The sequence below is a fragment of the Escherichia sp. WS1152 genome, from assembly GCF_046487665.1.
In the GTDB taxonomy this organism is placed as follows: domain Bacteria; phylum Pseudomonadota; class Gammaproteobacteria; order Enterobacterales; family Enterobacteriaceae; genus Escherichia; species Escherichia coli.
In genome coordinates this window covers 59,008-75,448 of record NZ_JBJQJA010000001.1, presented here as the reverse complement: position 1 = coordinate 75,448, position 16,441 = coordinate 59,008, and the positions used below count along the sequence as shown (strand labels likewise).

At 51.7% G+C, this 16,441-nt stretch carries 17 protein-coding genes; 10 read left to right on the top strand and 7 right to left on the bottom strand.

The features are described from left to right. Positions 1-15: 15 nt before the first annotated feature. Positions 16-1,011 (bottom strand): 6-phosphogluconolactonase, encoded by a 996-nt coding sequence (gene pgl, locus ACJHW7_RS00385; protein ID WP_000815433.1) that lies wholly within the window; start codon positions 1,009-1,011, stop codon positions 16-18. A gap of 154 nt (positions 1,012-1,165) precedes the next feature. Between pgl and ybhA the strand changes: the two genes are divergently transcribed. Next, positions 1,166-1,984, top strand: coding sequence for a bifunctional pyridoxal phosphate/fructose-1,6-bisphosphate phosphatase (gene ybhA / locus ACJHW7_RS00380; protein WP_000213425.1), 819 nt, complete (start codon positions 1,166-1,168; stop codon positions 1,982-1,984). Here ybhA and modC read toward each other — a convergent pair whose 3' ends face one another. From modC to acrZ, 4 genes are all read right to left on the bottom strand, one after another. Next, positions 1,985-3,043 carry a molybdenum ABC transporter ATP-binding protein ModC gene (modC, locus tag ACJHW7_RS00375; protein WP_000891683.1) on the bottom strand — a complete coding sequence of 353 codons (1,059 nt, stop codon included), beginning with the start codon at positions 3,041-3,043 and terminating at the stop codon, positions 1,985-1,987. It lies immediately after the preceding gene. Between the two features lie 2 nt (positions 3,044-3,045). Next, positions 3,046-3,735 carry a molybdate ABC transporter permease subunit gene (modB, locus tag ACJHW7_RS00370; RefSeq protein ID WP_000604034.1) on the bottom strand — a complete coding sequence of 230 codons (690 nt, stop codon included), beginning with the start codon at positions 3,733-3,735 and terminating at the stop codon, positions 3,046-3,048. Beyond that, positions 3,735-4,508: a molybdate ABC transporter substrate-binding protein gene (gene modA / locus ACJHW7_RS00365; RefSeq protein WP_000101990.1), complete on the bottom strand. Its 774-nt coding sequence runs from the start codon at positions 4,506-4,508 to the stop codon at positions 3,735-3,737. The genes modB and modA overlap by 1 nt, the downstream gene beginning before the upstream one ends. A gap of 166 nt (positions 4,509-4,674) precedes the next feature. Continuing rightward, positions 4,675-4,824, bottom strand: coding sequence for a multidrug efflux pump accessory protein AcrZ (gene acrZ / locus ACJHW7_RS00360; protein WP_000891515.1), 150 nt, complete (start codon positions 4,822-4,824; stop codon positions 4,675-4,677). A gap of 128 nt (positions 4,825-4,952) precedes the next feature. Here acrZ and modE point away from each other — a divergent pair, with 128 nt between their 5' ends. From modE to gpmA, 7 genes are all read left to right on the top strand, one after another. Beyond that, a complete protein-coding gene (modE, locus tag ACJHW7_RS00355) occupies positions 4,953-5,741 on the top strand; it encodes a molybdenum-dependent transcriptional regulator (RefSeq protein WP_001147439.1) in 789 nt (262 codons plus the stop codon). A gap of 67 nt (positions 5,742-5,808) precedes the next feature. Then, positions 5,809-7,281 carry a molybdate ABC transporter ATP-binding protein ModF gene (modF, locus tag ACJHW7_RS00350; RefSeq protein WP_021556609.1) on the top strand — a complete coding sequence of 491 codons (1,473 nt, stop codon included), beginning with the start codon at positions 5,809-5,811 and terminating at the stop codon, positions 7,279-7,281. Positions 7,282-7,542: 261 nt separating this feature from the next. After that, the gene (galE, locus tag ACJHW7_RS00345) at positions 7,543-8,559 is read left to right on the top strand and encodes a UDP-glucose 4-epimerase GalE (RefSeq protein WP_001265443.1); all 1,017 of its coding nucleotides are present in this window, start codon (positions 7,543-7,545) and stop codon (positions 8,557-8,559) included. Between the two features lie 9 nt (positions 8,560-8,568). Continuing rightward, positions 8,569-9,615 carry a galactose-1-phosphate uridylyltransferase gene (galT, locus tag ACJHW7_RS00340; RefSeq protein WP_000191517.1) on the top strand — a complete coding sequence of 349 codons (1,047 nt, stop codon included), beginning with the start codon at positions 8,569-8,571 and terminating at the stop codon, positions 9,613-9,615. 3 nt (positions 9,616-9,618) lie between these two features. Continuing rightward, a complete protein-coding gene (galK, locus tag ACJHW7_RS00335; protein WP_021556608.1) occupies positions 9,619-10,767 on the top strand; it encodes a galactokinase in 1,149 nt (382 codons plus the stop codon). Continuing rightward, positions 10,761-11,801: a galactose-1-epimerase gene (gene galM, locus ACJHW7_RS00330; RefSeq protein ID WP_021556607.1), complete on the top strand. Its 1,041-nt coding sequence runs from the start codon at positions 10,761-10,763 to the stop codon at positions 11,799-11,801. Before galK ends, galM begins: the two co-directional genes overlap by 7 nt. A gap of 201 nt (positions 11,802-12,002) precedes the next feature. Continuing rightward, positions 12,003-12,755 (top strand): 2,3-diphosphoglycerate-dependent phosphoglycerate mutase, encoded by a 753-nt coding sequence (gene gpmA / locus ACJHW7_RS00325; protein WP_001295305.1) that lies wholly within the window; start codon positions 12,003-12,005, stop codon positions 12,753-12,755. A gap of 158 nt (positions 12,756-12,913) precedes the next feature. Here the strand turns inward: gpmA and aroG are convergent, their stop codons facing one another. Beyond that, positions 12,914-13,966, bottom strand: coding sequence for a 3-deoxy-7-phosphoheptulonate synthase AroG (gene aroG / locus ACJHW7_RS00320; RefSeq protein WP_001109194.1), 1,053 nt, complete (start codon positions 13,964-13,966; stop codon positions 12,914-12,916). A gap of 315 nt (positions 13,967-14,281) precedes the next feature. Between aroG and ACJHW7_RS00315 the strand changes: the two genes are divergently transcribed. Then, positions 14,282-14,662: a YbgS-like family protein gene (locus ACJHW7_RS00315; protein WP_000784348.1), complete on the top strand. Its 381-nt coding sequence runs from the start codon at positions 14,282-14,284 to the stop codon at positions 14,660-14,662. A gap of 113 nt (positions 14,663-14,775) precedes the next feature. After that, the gene (gene zitB, locus ACJHW7_RS00310) at positions 14,776-15,717 is read left to right on the top strand and encodes a CDF family zinc transporter ZitB (protein WP_000951276.1); all 942 of its coding nucleotides are present in this window, start codon (positions 14,776-14,778) and stop codon (positions 15,715-15,717) included. Here zitB and pnuC read toward each other — a convergent pair. Further along, entirely contained in the window at positions 15,714-16,433 is a 720-nt protein-coding gene (gene pnuC, locus ACJHW7_RS00305; protein ID WP_000345410.1) for a nicotinamide riboside transporter PnuC, read from the bottom strand. The two genes, zitB and pnuC, sit on opposite strands and share 4 nt — an antisense overlap. Positions 16,434-16,441 lie beyond the last annotated feature (8 nt).

The window sequence follows — 16,441 nt, the reverse complement described above, 5'->3', positions numbered from 1 at the left end:
CGGGTAAATCAGCGGTTAGTGTGCGTTAACCACCACCCACATCGGTCCCTGCCCGACCGCATAGCGGCCTTTTTCATGCAGTAGCCCCTGCTCACCAACAATTTCGTATACCGAGATATGGTGAGATTTTTGCCCGGCGGCAATCAGATACTTACCACGGTGATCGATATTAAAGCCGCGCGGCTGGGTTTCAGTTGGCTGGAAGCCCTCTTTACTCAACACGCTGCCATCTTCCGAAACGCTGAAGACAGTAATCAGGCTGGCGGTACGGTCACAGGCATATAAGTGACGACCATCCGGGGTAATATGAATATCAGCCGCCCAACGGGTGTCGGAGAAGTTTTCCGGCATCATATCCAGCGTCTGGACACATTCGATATTGCCGTGCGGATCTTTCAGTTCCCAGACATCCACTGAGCTGTTTAACTCATTGACGCAATACGCATATTGTTCGTTTGGATGGAATACCATATGACGCGGGCCGGCCCCTTCAACGGTAGTCACTTCCGCAGGGTCCTGCGCCACCAGATGACCATCATCGCTGACCGTAAACAGGCAAATGCGATCCTGCTTTAATGCCGGAACCCACAGCGTACGGTTGTCCGGTGAGATATTGGCGGAATGGCAACCGTCCAGCCCCTCGACCACATCGACGACGCCCACTGGCAGGCCATCTTCCAGACGCGTTACGCTCACGTTACCCGCATTGTAAGAACCTACAAAGACAAACTGCCCCTGGTGATCGGTGGAAATATGCGTCGGACTACCCGGCAGCGCAGACTCTGCGGCAAAGGTCAGTGCGCCATCGTCCGGGGCGATACGATACGCCAGGACGCGAAACTCAGGGCGAACACCAACATAGAGATAACGTTTGTCCGGGCTGACCACCATCGGTTGCACCTGCCCCGGCACATCGACAACCTGTGTCAGCGTCAGTGCGCCTTCATGATTCAGGTTCCAGACGTGAATTTGCTGGCTCTCAGGGCTGGCGATATAAACTGTTTGCTTCATGAATGCTCCTTTGCATTTAGCAACTGACTGTAACAGCTAAAATTAGTCGCTTTTGGCGGTGAATGCTGAATTAAAACGCAGAATTTTGTCCGATAGTGGTATCGGTGTACCATTCGCGCAGAAGTAAATTCTTAACCTTAATCTGGAATACGCCATGACCACACGCGTGATTGCTCTCGACTTAGACGGCACCTTATTGACCCCGAAAAAGACCTTGCTTCCATCATCGATAGAAGCCCTGGCCCGCGCTCGCGAAGCAGGCTATCAATTAATCATCGTCACAGGTCGCCATCACGTCGCTATTCATCCTTTTTATCAGGCGCTGGCGCTGGATACACCTGCTATTTGCTGTAATGGCACCTATTTGTATGATTATCATGCAAAAACCGTGCTGGAAGCGGACCCAATGCCCGTTAATAAAGCCCTGCAACTCATTGAGATGCTGAATGAACACCACATTCACGGTCTGATGTATGTCGATGATGCAATGGTCTATGAGCACCCGACCGGGCATGTCATTCGCACGTCTAACTGGGCGCAAACCCTGCCGCCGGAACAGCGTCCGACTTTCACACAAGTCGCTTCTCTGGCTGAAACGGCGCAACAAGTTAACGCCGTATGGAAGTTCGCCCTGACGCACGATGACCTGCCGCAATTGCAGCATTTTGGTAAGCATGTCGAACATGAACTGGGACTGGAGTGTGAATGGTCCTGGCACGATCAGGTTGATATTGCACGCGGCGGCAACAGCAAAGGTAAACGTTTGACGAAATGGGTTGAGGCGCAAGGCTGGTCGATGGAAAACGTCGTGGCGTTCGGCGATAACTTTAATGATATCAGTATGCTGGAGGCCGCTGGTACAGGCGTGGCGATGGGCAACGCCGATGACGCGGTAAAAGCGCGCGCCAACATTGTGATTGGTGATAACACCACCGACAGCATTGCCCAGTTCATTTATAGCCACCTGATTTAATCAGGCGGTTATCGACACACTTTTAATTTGCGCGTACAGCCACAGGCCAGGTTTGATCGCCAGTTCATCCCTGGCCCACGGGCTGATACGCGCCCACAGCGTTTTACCGCCGACTTCCAGTTCCACTTCCACCTGGCCGTTGTCGTCATAACTATTAACAACTTTTGCCCGCAATACGTTACGAATGCTGGTTTGCTGCGGCGGTTGTAAAACCAGAGAAACATCGGAAGCCTGAATGCGGATACGTAGCGCAGCTTGCAGCGGTTCGTCCAGCTTATTGACCCACAAATGCTGATCGCCCAGCGCCAGCGCAGTCATCGCGTAATGCGGATGATGCTCAAGTACCGTCACTTTCAGAATGCTACTTTGTTGCTCTTTCGGCAGCCACGGATTCATCACGCTACTACCCCAGACTTCTTCCAGCGCGCCAAAGGCTTTCACCTGACCGTTTTCCAGTACCATCACTCTGTCTGCCAGATGGAGGATCTCATCCAGCGAATGGCTGACATACAACATCGGGATGTTGATTTCCCGCGTCAGACGTTGCAGATAAGGCAACAGTTCGCGTTTACGCGGAATATCCAGTGACGCCAGCGGTTCATCCAGCAACAGCAATTCTGGTGCCGTCAGCAAAGCCCGCCCAATCGCTACGCGCTGTTTTTCGCCTCCGGACAGGCTGCCTGGTAAACGGTCAAGCAACGGTTCAATGCCTAAAAGCGCCACCAGCTTATCGAACTGATCGACCATGCTTTTCGCCATGCCGTAGCGCAGATTGCCACGCACTTTGTAATGCGGAAACAGCCGCGCATCCTGAAAAACATAGCCAACGCGACGCTTTTCCGGCGTCAGGCAGATACCTTTTTCGGCATCATTTAGTACCCGCCCATTGAGGACAATCCGCCCTTTTTGCGGGCGCGTCAGTCCACTGATGGCGTTAATCAGCGAAGTTTTTCCGGCACCGGAGACGCCAAAGATAGCAGTGATGCCATTGGCGGGCAGCGTTTCATTAATGGTCAGGCAATGGTTGCCCAACGTCTGGGAAAAATTCAGTTCCAGCATGATTAGCGCCCCGCCCGTTCACGGCTGATTCTGGCCAGCCATTCTGAAATCAACAGGGAGATCATCGCCAGCGCAATAGAAATAATGCACAGTCTCGCTGCGCCACTTTCCCCGCCGGGGGTCTGAATCAGGGTATACATGGCAGAAGGAATGGTTCGCGTTTCACCAGGAATGTTCGACACAAAGGTGATGGTTGCGCCAAATTCACCGAGAGAACGAGCAAAAGCCAGTACCGTACCAACAATAATTCCCGGTAAGGTCAGCGGTAACGTGATAGTAAAGAAAACGCGCCAGCGCCCGGCACCCAGTGTTCTTGCGGCCTGTTCCAGTTTGACATCAACTCCTTCCAGCGCCAGACGAATTGCCCGCACCATCAGCGGAAACGACATGACGGCGGCAGCGAGAACCGCGCCGCGCCAGCTAAAGGCGAAGGTAATGCCAAACCAGTCATACAGACGTTCACCGATAAATCCGCGCCGTCCCATCGAAACTAATAATAAGTAACCGACGACCACGGGCGGTAACACCAGCGGTAGATGCAGTACGCTGTCGAGCAGAGCTTTGCCCGGAAACGTGCAACGCACCAGTAACCAGGCAAAAAAGATCCCAAACGGCAGGCTAAACAGCACAGCCAGGGAAGAAACTTTCAGGCTTAATAAAACTGCCTGCCATTCTGGATCGGTCAGTATCATTACTTGGTTGTAAATCCGTAACGTTTAAAGATTTCCGCAGCCTGCGGCCCTTTCAGATAATCATAAAATGCTTTCACTGTCGCATTGTTATGCCCTTCCACAACAGCAACCGGATATTCCACTTTTTTATGTGAATCTTCCGGGAAGGTGGCAACCACTTTTACCCCTTTGCTGGCAACTGCATCAGAACCGTAGACAATGCCCAGAGGCGCTTCGTTACGTTCGACCAGCGCCAGCGCCCCACGAACATCTTCCGCTGGGGCCAGTTTCGGAGAGAGCGTATCCCATGCGCCCAGTTTTTGCAGTGCTTCTTTTGCATAAATGCCAGCGGGAACATGTTCCGGATCGCCAACCGCCAGGCGACCGCCATTCAGCAGCGAAGTCCAGTTGGTTTTGCTGTCGATGATGAAATCTTTCTGCTCGCTGGCTTTCGGTGCTACAACGACCAGGCTATTGCCGAGCAGTGTCTGACGCGTAGCTGTATCGATCGCTTTTTTATCAACCGCATAATCCATCCATTTCTGATCGGCAGAAATAAACAGATCCGCAGGCGCACCCGCTTCAATCTGACGGGCGAGAGTAGATGACGAAGCGAAAGAAGAAACCACATCCACGCCTTTCTCTTTTTTATACTGCGTAGCAATGTCCTGCATTGCGTTAGTCAGTGATGCGGCGGCGAACACCGTGATTTTCCCTTCATCTGCCAGTGCATTGCCAGCAACAGCGAAAGAGAGTGCCGCCCCAGCAAACAAGTTCAACCATTTACGAGCCATTGGTAACCCCTTAATGTAACGTTATGTAGGCGACAATATAACGACTAACTCGGAATTTTCCCAGCAGTTATTGCTAACCTTTGTGAGGTAGATAAGAAAAAATATCGGCAGGAAAAGCAGGAAGTTGAGAAAAAGAAAATGCCCGACTAAGCGGGCATTCAGGGAATCAATGATTTTGTCCGGGCTGGTCTTTTTTACCAACACCAGAAAAGATGTTGAATACTTCACCAAGACCGTAAATCAGACCCAGGATGATGGCCATCACGACAGGTACCATGATTACGGCGAATACCAGACTTTTTAATAACTCTAACATGGTCAACTCCAGATATAGTCATGAGACTATTCTAACCGCTAAGCACAGAAAAGCACTCCCCTTTTGTGCGGTCAGCTTTGCGTGGCGTTCGTTTTCCGTCACAATAAGACTTTTGCCAGGACATTGTTATGCAGGCCGAAATCCTTCTCACCCTTAAGCTCCAACAAAAATTATTCGCCGACCCGCGCCGCATTTCGCTACTAAAACACATTGCGCTTTCCGGTTCCATTAGCCAGGGAGCGAAAGATGCCGGTATCAGCTATAAAAGCGCCTGGGATGCCATTAACGAGATGAATCAGTTAAGTGAGCATATTCTGGTCGAGCGTGCAACAGGCGGTAAAGGTGGCGGCGGCGCAGTACTGACCCGCTATGGTCAGCGACTGATTCAGCTCTATGACTTACTGGCGCAAATCCAGCAAAAAGCCTTTGATGTGTTAAGTGACGATGACGCCCTGCCGCTGAACAGCCTGCTGGCCGCGATCTCACGTTTTTCACTGCAAACCAGCGCCCGTAACCAGTGGTTCGGTACCATCACCGCCCGCGATCATGATGACGTTCAACAGCATGTTGATGTCTTACTGGCTGATGGAAAAACACGCCTGAAAGTCGCAATTACCGCACAAAGCGGCGCGCGTCTGGGGCTGGATGAAGGCAAAGAAGTGTTGATATTGCTAAAAGCGCCGTGGGTAGGCATTACTCAGGACGAAGCGGTCGCGCAAAACGCTGACAACCAATTACCGGGTATTATTAGTCATATTGAGCGCGGCGCAGAGCAGTGCGAAGTATTAATGGCGCTACCGGACGGGCAAACACTGTGCGCCACAGTGCCGGTAAATGAAGCGACTTCTCTTCAGCAAGGACAGAATGTCACGGCCTACTTTAATGCCGACAGCGTGATTATCGCCACGCTGTGCTAAGCGTGTTGACAATTTGTTATGAAACACGTATCCCTGTCAGTAATCGCTGCACAAAATGGGATATAAAATGTCATCGTTGCAAATTTTGCAAGGCACGTTTCGTCTTGGCGACACAAAAACGCTGCAATTGCCTCAGCTAACGTTAAACGCGGGTGATAGTTGGGCGTTTGTCGGTTCGAATGGAAGCGGGAAATCGGCGCTGGCCCGCGCGCTGGCGGGGGAACTTCCGCTTTTGAAAGGTGAACGGCAAAGCCAGTTTTCCCACATCACTCGTCTCTCCTTCGAGCAATTGCAAAAGCTCGTCAGCGACGAATGGCAGCGGAATAACACCGATATGCTCGGCCCTGGCGAAGATGACACCGGACGCACTACGGCTGAGATTATTCAGGATGAAGTAAAGGATGCACCGCGCTGCATGCAACTGGCACAGCAGTTCGGTATTACCGCCCTCCTCGACCGACGCTTTAAATACCTTTCCACTGGCGAGACGCGAAAAACCCTGCTGTGTCAGGCGCTGATGTCGGAGCCTGACTTGTTGATTCTTGATGAGCCGTTCGATGGCCTGGATGTTGCCTCACGTCAGCAGTTGGCTGAGCGACTCGCCTCGTTACATCAGTCCGGTATTACTCTGGTACTGGTGCTCAATCGCTTCGATGAGATCCCGGAATTTGTCCAGTTTGCTGGCGTGCTGGCGGATTGCACGTTAGCGGAAACTGGCGCTAAAGAGGAACTGCTCCAACAAGCACTCGTCGCGCAACTGGCGCATAGCGAACAGCTTGAAGGTGTGCAACTGCCGGAGCCGGATGAACCTTCAGCACGTCACGCCTTACCCACCAACGAACCGCGCATTGTGCTGAATAATGGCGTGGTTTTTTATAACGATCGCCCCATTCTTAATAACCTTAGCTGGCAGGTGAATCCTGGCGAGCACTGGCAAATTGTCGGGCCAAATGGCGCGGGAAAATCGACGTTATTGAGCCTTATCACTGGCGATCATCCGCAGGGATACAGCAACGATTTAACGCTTTTCGGACGGCGTCGGGGCAGCGGTGAAACCATCTGGGACATCAAAAAACATATTGGTTACGTCAGCAGTAGTTTGCATCTGGATTACCGTGTCAGTACTACCGTGCGTAACGTTATTCTTTCGGGGTATTTTGATTCGATTGGCATTTATCAGGCCGTTTCGGATCGCCAGCAAAAACTGGTGCAGCAGTGGCTGGATATTCTCGGCATTGATAAACGCACCGCTGACGCTCCTTTCCATAGTCTTTCCTGGGGACAGCAGCGTCTGGCGCTGATCGTCCGCGCGCTGGTGAAACATCCGACGTTGCTTATTCTCGATGAACCACTACAGGGGCTTGATCCGCTCAATCGCCAGCTTATCCGCCGTTTTGTTGATGTGCTGATTAGCGAAGGTGAAACGCAATTGTTGTTTGTTTCGCACCACGCTGAAGATGCACCTGCCTGTATTACCCATCGTCTTGAGTTCGTGCCGGACGGTGGACTCTATCGCTATGTGCTGACAAAAATATATTGAGTCGGTAGTGCTGACCTTGCCGGAGGCGGCCTAAGCGCCCTCTCCGGCCAACGGTTCGACGCATGCAGGCATGAAACCGCGTCTTTTTTTCAGATAAAAAGCGCAATCATTCATAAACCCTCTGTTTTATAATCACTTAATCGCACATAAAAAATGGCTAAACTCTTGTGTAAACGATTCCACTAATTTATTCCATGTCACACTTTTCGCATCTTTGTTATGCTATGGTTATTTCATACCATAAGCCTAATGGAGCGAATTATGAGAGTTCTGGTTACCGGTGGTAGCGGTTACATTGGAAGTCATACCTGCGTGCAACTACTGCAAAACGGTCATGATGTCATCATTCTTGATAACCTCTGTAACAGTAAGCGCAGCGTACTGCCTGTTATCGAGCGTTTAGGCGGCAAACATCCAACGTTTGTTGAAGGCGATATCCGTAACGAAGCGTTGATGACCGAGATCCTGCACGATCACGCTATCGACACCGTGATCCACTTCGCCGGGCTGAAAGCCGTTGGCGAATCGGTACAAAAACCGCTGGAATATTACGACAACAATGTCAACGGTACTCTGCGCCTGATTAGCGCCATGCGCGCCGCTAACGTCAAAAACTTTATTTTTAGCTCCTCCGCCACCGTTTATGGCGATCAGCCCAAAATTCCATACGTTGAAAGCTTCCCGACCGGCACACCGCAAAGCCCTTACGGCAAAAGCAAGCTGATGGTGGAACAGATCCTCACCGATCTGCAAAAAGCCCAGCCGGACTGGAGCATTGCCCTGCTGCGCTATTTCAACCCGGTTGGCGCGCATCCGTCGGGCGATATGGGCGAAGATCCGCAAGGCATTCCGAATAACCTGATGCCATACATCGCCCAGGTTGCTGTAGGCCGTCGCGACTCGCTGGCGATTTTTGGTAACGATTATCCGACCGAAGACGGTACTGGCGTACGCGATTACATCCACGTAATGGATCTGGCGGACGGTCACGTCGTGGCGATGGAAAAACTGGCGAACAAGCCAGGCGTACACATCTACAACCTCGGTGCTGGCGTAGGCAGCAGCGTGCTGGACGTGGTTAATGCCTTCAGCAAAGCCTGCGGCAAACCGGTTAACTATCATTTTGCACCGCGTCGCGAGGGCGACCTTCCGGCCTACTGGGCGGACGCCAGCAAAGCCGACCGTGAACTGAACTGGCGCGTAACGCGCACACTCGATGAAATGGCGCAGGACACCTGGCACTGGCAGTCACGCCATCCACAGGGATATCCCGATTAAGGAACGACCATGACGCAATTTAATCCCGTTGATCATCCACATCGCCGCTACAACCCGCTCACCGGGCAATGGATTCTGGTTTCACCGCACCGCGCTAAGCGCCCCTGGCAGGGGGCGCAGGAAACGCCAGCCAAACAGGTGTTACCTGCGCACGATCCAGATTGCTTCCTCTGCGCAGGTAATGTGCGGGTGACAGGCGATAAAAACCCCGATTACACCGGGACTTACGTTTTCACTAATGACTTTGCGGCCTTGATGTCTGACACGCCAGATGCGCCAGAAAGCAACGATCCTTTGATGCGTTGCCAGAGCGCGCGCGGTACCAGCCGGGTGATCTGCTTTTCACCGGATCACAGTAAAACGCTGCCAGAGCTCAGTGTTGCGGCATTGACGGAAATCGTCAAAACCTGGCAGGAGCAAACCGCAGAACTGGGGAAAACGTACCCATGGGTGCAGGTCTTTGAAAACAAAGGCGCGGCGATGGGCTGCTCTAACCCGCATCCGCACGGACAGGTTTGGGCAAATAGCTTCCTGCCTAACGAAGCTGAGCGCGAAGACCGCCTGCAAAAAGAATATTTTGCCGAGCAGAAATCACCAATGCTGGTGGATTATGTTCAGCGCGAGCTGGCAGACGGTAGCCGTACCGTTGTTGAAACCGAACACTGGTTAGCCGTAGTGCCTTACTGGGCTGCCTGGCCGTTCGAAACGCTACTGCTGCCCAAAGCCCACGTTTTACGGATCACCGATTTGACCGACGCCCAGCGCAGCGATCTGGCGCTGGCGTTGAAAAAGCTGACCAGTCGTTATGACAACCTCTTCCAGTGCTCCTTCCCCTACTCTATGGGCTGGCACGGCGCGCCATTTAATGGCGAAGAGAATCAACACTGGCAGCTGCACGCGCACTTTTATCCGCCTCTGTTGCGCTCCGCCACCGTACGTAAATTTATGGTTGGTTATGAAATGCTGGCAGAGACCCAGCGAGACCTGACCGCAGAACAGGCAGCAGAGCGTTTGCGCGCAGTCAGCGATATCCATTTTCGCGAATCCGGAGTGTAAGAAATGAGTCTGAAAGAAAAAACGCAATCTCTGTTTGCCAACGCATTTGGCTACCCTGCCACTCACACCATTCAGGCGCCTGGCCGCGTGAATTTGATTGGTGAACACACCGACTACAACGACGGTTTCGTTCTGCCCTGCGCGATTGATTATCAAACCGTGATCAGTTGTGCGCCACGCGATGACCGTAAAGTTCGCGTAATGGCAGCCGATTATGAAAATCAGCTCGACGAGTTTTCCCTCGATGCGCCCATTGTCGCGCATGAAAACTATCAATGGGCGAACTACGTTCGTGGCGTGGTGAAACATCTGCAACTGCGTAACAACAGCTTCGGCGGTGTGGACATGGTGATCAGCGGCAATGTGCCGCAGGGTGCCGGGTTAAGTTCTTCCGCTTCACTGGAAGTCGCGGTCGGAACCGTATTGCAGCAGCTTTATCATCTGCCGCTGGACGGCGCACAAATCGCGCTTAACGGTCAGGAAGCAGAAAACCAGTTTGTTGGCTGTAACTGCGGGATCATGGATCAGCTAATTTCCGCACTCGGCAAGAAAGATCATGCCTTGCTGATTGACTGTCGCTCACTGGGGACCAAAGCAGTTTCCATGCCGAAAGGTGTGGCTGTCGTCATCATCAACAGTAACTTCAAACGTACCCTGGTTGGCAGCGAATACAACACCCGTCGTGAACAGTGCGAAACCGGTGCGCGTTTCTTCCAGCAGCCAGCTCTGCGCGATGTCACCATTGAAGCGTTCAACGCTGTTGCACATGAGCTGGACCCAATCGTGGCGAAACGCGTGCGTCATATCCTGACTGAAAACGCCCGCACCGTTGAAGCTGCCAGCGCGCTGGAGCAAGGCGACCTGAAACGTATGGGCGAGTTGATGGCGGAGTCTCATGCCTCTATGCGCGATGATTTCGAAATCACCGTGCCGCAAATTGACACTCTGGTAGAAATCGTCAAAGCTGTGATTGGCGACAAAGGTGGCGTACGCATGACCGGCGGCGGATTTGGCGGCTGTATCGTCGCGCTTATTCCGGAAGAGCTGGTGCCTGCCGTACAGCAAGCTGTCGCTGAACAATATGAAGCAAAAACAGGTATTAAAGAGACTTTTTACGTTTGTAAACCATCACAAGGAGCAGGACAGTGCTGAACGAAACTCCCGCACTGGCACCCGATGGTCAGCCGTACCGACTGTTAACTTTGCGTAACAACGCAGGGATGGTAGTCACGCTGATGGACTGGGGTGCGACTTTACTTTCAGCCCGTATTCCGCTTTCCGATGGCAGCGTCCGCGAGGCGCTGCTCGGCTGTGCCAGCCCGGAATGCTATCAGGATCAGGCCGCGTTTCTGGGGGCCTCTATTGGTCGTTATGCCAACCGCATCGCCAATAGCCGTTATACCTTTGACGGTAAAACCGTGACGCTTTCGCCAAGTCAGGGCGTTAACCAGCTGCACGGCGGCCCGGAAGGGTTCGACAAACGTCGCTGGCAGATTGTGAACCAGAACGATCGTCAGGTGCTGTTTGCCCTGAGTTCAGATGATGGCGATCAGGGCTTCCCGGGTAATCTCGGCGCGACGGTGCAATATCGTCTGACCGACGATAACCGTATCTCCATTACTTATCGCGCCACAGTTGATAAACCTTGCCCGGTGAATATGACTAATCACGTCTATTTCAATCTTGACGGCGAGCAGTCTGACGTGCGCAATCACAAGTTGCAGATTCTGGCGGACGAATATCTGCCGGTTGATGAAGGCGGCATTCCGCTCGACGGCCTGAAATCTGTCGCCGGAACGTCTTTTGATTTCCGCAGCGCCAAAATCATCGCCAGTGAGTTTCTTGCCGACGAAGATCAGCGCAAAGTGAAAGGTTACGATCACGCATTCTTGTTACAGGCCAAAGGCGATGGCAAGAAAGTGGCGGCGCATGTCTGGTCAGCAGATGAAAAATTGCAGCTGAAGGTCTACACCACCGCTCCGGCTCTGCAATTCTACTCCGGCAACTTCCTCGGCGGCACACCGTCGCGGGGAACCGAACCTTACGCCGACTGGCAAGGGCTGGCTCTGGAAAGCGAGTTTCTGCCGGACAGCCCGAACCACCCTGAATGGCCGCAACCGGACTGCTTCCTGCGTCCTGGCGAAGAGTATTCCAGCCTGACGGAATATCAGTTTATTGCTGAGTAATGTTAAGCCCTCGTCATGAGGGCTTTATCTCATATTGTTCAAATCACCAGCAAACACCGACATATTTGCAACTCAATATTCACAACAACCTTACACTGCGCCACTATTTTCGCTATGGTTATGCGTAAGCATTGCTGTTGCTTCGTCACGGCAATATAATGAGAATTATTATCATTAAAAGATGATTTGAGGAGTAAGTATATGGCTGTAACTAAGCTGGTTCTGGTTCGTCATGGCGAAAGTCAGTGGAACAAAGAAAACCGTTTCACCGGTTGGTACGACGTGGATCTGTCTGAGAAAGGCGTAAGCGAAGCAAAAGCAGCAGGTAAGCTGCTGAAAGAGGAAGGTTACAGCTTTGACTTTGCTTACACCTCTGTGCTGAAACGCGCTATCCATACCCTGTGGAATGTGCTGGACGAACTGGATCAGGCATGGCTGCCCGTTGAGAAATCCTGGAAACTGAACGAACGTCACTACGGTGCGTTGCAGGGTCTGAACAAAGCGGAAACTGCTGAAAAGTATGGCGACGAGCAGGTGAAACAGTGGCGTCGTGGTTTTGCAGTGACTCCGCCGGAACTGACTAAAGATGATGAGCGTTATCCGGGTCACGATCCGCGTTACGCGAAACTGAGCGAGAAAGAACTGCCGCTGACGGAAAGCCTGGCGCTGACCATTGACCGCGTGATCCCTTACTGGAATGAAACTATTCTACCGCGTATGAAGAGCGGTGAGCGCGTAATCATCGCCGCACACGGTAACTCCCTGCGTGCGCTGGTGAAATATCTTGATAACATGAGCGAAGAAGAGATTCTTGAGCTGAATATCCCGACTGGCGTGCCGCTGGTGTATGAGTTCGACGAGAATTTCAAACCGCTGAAACGCTATTATCTGGGTAATGCTGACGAGATCGCAGCGAAAGCAGCGGCGGTTGCTAACCAGGGTAAAGCGAAGTAAATGTCATTCGTTTAAAAATGAGAAAGCCGACTGCAAGTGAGTCGGCTTTTTTGTTGCTAACAATGGAGCACATTGCCTGATGCGACGCTGCGCGTCTTATCAGGCCTATGGTGATTCATCGGATACGCCACTCTTGCGGTGCATCCGACAATTAAACCTTACCCGCGACGCGCTTTTACTGCATTCGCCAGTTGACGTAACAGAGCATCGGTATCATCCCAGCCAATGCAGGCATCGGTGATGCTCTTACCGTAGGCCAGCGGCTCCCCGCTCTCGAGGCTCTGATTGCCTTCCACCAGATGGCTTTCCACCATCACGCCAATAATGGCCTTTTCGCCACCGGCAATCTGCTGGCAAACGTCAGCACAAACATCCATCTGCTTTTTGAATTGTTTTGACGAGTTAGCATGGCTGAAATCGATCATCACCTGTGCTGGCAGGCCTGCTTTGTTCAGCCCTTCTTTCACTTCAGCAACGTGCTTCGCGCTGTAGTTAGGCTCTTTACCGCCGCGCAGAATGATATGGCAATCGCCGTTACCGCTGGTATTCACAATCGCCGAATGCCCCCATTTAGTTACGGACAGGAAGCAGTGCGGCGCACCGGCGGCATTAATGGCATCGATAGCCACTTTAATCGTACCGTCTGTGCCATTTTTAAAACCTACCGGACAAGAAAGACCAGACGCCAGTTCGCGGTGCACCTGCGATTCCGTGGTACGTGCACCAATTGCGCCCCAGCTCATCAGGTCAGCGAGATACTGAGGAGTGATCATATCGAGGAATTCACCCGCAGCTGGCAGACCGCTGTCGTTAATATCGAGCAGCAATTTACGGGCAATACGCAAACCGTCGTTGATCTGGAAGCTATTGTCCATATGCGGATCGTTAATCAGCCCTTTCCAGCCCACCGTGGTGCGCGGCTTTTCAAAATAGACGCGCATTACGATTTCCAGCTCATCTTTCAGCTCTTCACGCAGCGCCAACAAGCGAGTTGCGTACTCTTTAGCCGCTACAGGATCATGAATTGAGCACGGACCAATCACCACTAACAGGCGATCATCATTCCCTTTCAGGATTTTATGGATCGCTTTTCGGGCATGGGCAACCGTATTAGCGGCATTTTCAGTAGCGGGGAATTTTTCCAGCAATGCGACAGGAGGAAGTAACTCTTTGATTTCTTTGATGCGTAAATCGTCGTTCTGATAATTCATGTCTGTTCCAGTGTTGCCATACTTATCTTAGTGAATGCAATACCTCCAATCTATATCTTCCGTCAGAATGTGTAAACGGGGTTTTACACTATGAACGGATTAATCCTGGAATTAGCAAGAAAAACGCCAGATTGTCGCGAAAAACGAGATCTCTCCTACAATTTCTAACTGTAACTCCTTTGTTTGTTAATTATTTCAAGATTCTCTGCTGGATTTCTTTGCCTGGCTGAAATCTTAAACCAATGCCTTATATTCACCTGCAAATGCACTGTTGGAAGAGGTTATCCGACATAACGACCATAACAGGAGCATCCTATGAAAATGACAAAACTGGCCACACTATTTCTGACTGCCACTCTAAGCCTTGCCAGCGGTGCCGCACTGGCTGCCGATAGCGGAGCGCAAACCAATAACGGCCAGGCAAACGCCGCAGCTGATGCGGGCCAGGTAGCCCCTGACGCCCGTGAAAATGTCGCGCCAAATAACGTCGACAATAACGGGGTAAATACCGGTTCTGGCGGCACTATGCTGCATCCGGATGGTTCTTCAATGAACAATGACGGCATGACCAAAGATGAAGAGCACAAGAACACCATGTGCAAAGATGGTCGCTGCCCGGATATCAATAAAAAGGTACAAACCGGTGATGGCATCAATAATGATGTCGATACCAAAACCGACGGTACCACGCAGTAACCCTGCAAAATAGCCAATAATGGGAGAGCGGAGTCTCTCCCTTTTAATTTTTCACTTCTAAAAGCAGTATGATGTCATAAAGTTAAGTGAGAATAATTAAGGGATGACTCGTCATGGCGCACTCACACTCACACACGTCCTCACACCTGCCAGAAGATAATAATGCTCGTCGCTTGTTGTATGCTTTCGGCGTGACTGCCGGGTTTATGCTGGTAGAAGTCATTGGTGGTTTTCTTTCTGGTTCTCTGGCTTTGCTGGCCGATGCGGGTCATATGTTGACCGATACTGCCGCCCTGCTTTTCGCCCTACTCGCCGTGCAATTTTCACGTCGTCCTCCCACCATTCGCCATACTTTCGGTTGGCTAAGACTGACCACGCTCGCGGCGTTTGTGAATGCCATCGCCCTCGTGGTAATTACCATTTTGATTGTCTGGGAGGCGATAGAACGCTTCCGCACGCCGCGTCCGGTAGAGGGCGGCATGATGATGGCAATTGCCGTGGCTGGGTTGCTGGCAAATATACTTTCTTTCTGGTTACTTCATCACGGCAGCGAAGAGAAAAACCTCAACGTACGAGCAGCGGCACTGCATGTGCTCGGGGACCTGCTGGGTTCGGTTGGGGCTATTATTGCCGCGTTGATTATTATCTGGACCGGCTGGACACCTGCTGACCCCATTCTCTCGATACTGGTGTCGCTTCTGGTTCTGCGTAGCGCGTGGCGACTGTTGAAAGATAGCGTGAATGAATTACTTGAGGGTGCACCGGTATCGCTGGATATCGCTGAACTGAAGCGTCGTATGTGCCGGGAAATCCCGGAAGTCCGCAATGTGCACCATGTGCATGTATGGATGGTAGGCGAGAAGCCGGTGATGACGTTGCATGTGCAGGTGATCCCGCCACACGATCACGATGCCTTGTTGGATCAGATCCAACACTACCTGATGGATCACTATCAGATTGAGCACGCCACCATTCAGATGGAATATCAACCTTGTCATGGGCCAGACTGCCACCTGAATGAAGGGGTGTCTGGCCATTCACATCATCACCATTAATGGGACAGCGCGCGTGAGCCTCTTTCACGTGCGCTGTTGATCCACATCCGGCTGCCGTTGAGCGCAATAAAGGTCAGGATGATGTACTCTAGAGACATGGCGTAAACGCCCTGAAGTGCAAAAATAACGACGCTAATCACGTTAATAATCACCCACAACAGCCAGTTTTCCACATACTTACGCGTCATCAGAATCATTGCCACGATAGATAACACCATCATGCAGGAATCCCAAAACGGGAAAGCGTCCGGTTGCAGTTCAGGCATCACAACCTGTAATCCTAATGCTTGCATGATCATGACTGCCACGCGGGTCAAAAATGCAAACACCGGATTGATAAATACCGTCATCAGACCAATCGAAACAACGCAAACCGCCAACCAGCTGAGTGCCTTCGGCAATGGCAACCAGCGAATTTTCAACTCCGCCTCGTTCTGACTGGTTTGTCGCGACCACGCATACCAGCCGTAAATATTCGCGGCAAAGAAAAACACCTGTAATAGCAGGCTGGCATACAGCTGAATCTGAAAGAAAATAATGCCAAATAAGGTGACGTTGATCAGGCCAAAGAAGTAGTTGCTGATCTTCTCCAGACTGGCAAGGCCAATACACAGCAACCCGGCGATTGTGCCTACCGCTTCGATCCATGAGAGATCATAACCGCCTGCTCCTATTGGTATATGTACCAGGATATTCTGCACACTAAAAAAATCCATCTTTCCCC